Source organism: Vibrio sp. 1249-1 (assembly GCF_033340495.1).
This window is the reverse complement of sequence record NZ_JAWOWJ010000254.1, coordinates 1-907: the sequence shown is the minus strand read 5'-3', so window position 1 is coordinate 907 and position 907 is coordinate 1. Positions and strand designations below refer to the sequence as shown.

The window sequence follows — 907 nt, the reverse complement described above, 5'->3', positions numbered from 1 at the left end:
TTTGAACATACAACCGGTGGGGTTAGTCAGAAAGGAAATGTTGGTTTTGTACATGGAGTAAAGCTGATTCTAACAGTATCAGATCAGATACTGCCAAAAGAGCAGATCTTTTTATTGGGTAGCGTGTTATCTGTTTACTTTGCTCAATATGCGGAGATTAACGTGTTTACGCAGTTAGAGATTAAGTTGAAATCAACCAGCAGCTCCTTTCACGTATGGCCTGCGCTGACAGGTGATAAGGTGTTGTTATGAGCTCAGAGGACTTCTACCGCGAGCTAAAGCAACGTTCTTTGTTTGAAGCTATTCATCTTATTGAGCAAGAGCTTTTGAAAGTTGAATCGCAAATTGGAACAGATGCATTACCCAAAAACGAGAAACTCAACTTAAAGGTCAATGCGTCTTTAGGCTTTGAGAATGCGCAACTCGTTTCTACTAAACCATTAGGTAAAGATAAATTAGCGCTTGAGACAAATTTGATTGGCTTGACGGGGGAGCAGGGTGTACTGCCTCAGCATTACAGTGAGCTTGCATTGCATCCACTGAAAGAAGGCGATCATGCGATGGCGGACTTCTATGACATTTTTAACCATCGGCTTTTATCCCTCTATTATCGAAGTTGGCAGTTAAGTCAGTTAACCATACAAGCGCGTGCGCATGCAAAAAATCAGCGCTCCCCATTAACTGATTGCATGTCGTCATTGACTGGCAATGGGAATGATCTAGCACTGCATTATGGCGGCATGTATGCATCTCCAACACGAAGTAAAGGTGCATTGAAGAGCATTTTGGAATGTTTGTCTGGTTGCCAAATTCGTATTCACGAGTTTCAAGGTCAATGGATGCGACTGTCTAAATCTGAACAAACTCGTTTGGCATCGAAAAGTATGCCCGAAGGCCAGTTTGCACA

General features: G+C 42.6%; 2 protein-coding genes. Both read left to right on the top strand.

The window, feature by feature from the left end; genetic code table 11:
- Positions 1-252: type VI secretion system baseplate subunit TssF (locus R7Z50_RS25645; RefSeq protein ID WP_318149495.1), on the top strand; the 252-nt coding region annotated here is incomplete at its 5' end.
- On the top strand, positions 249-907 hold a 659-nt coding region (gene tssG / locus R7Z50_RS25640; protein ID WP_318149494.1), incomplete at its 3' end, for a type VI secretion system baseplate subunit TssG. The genes R7Z50_RS25645 and tssG, both read left to right, overlap by 4 nt.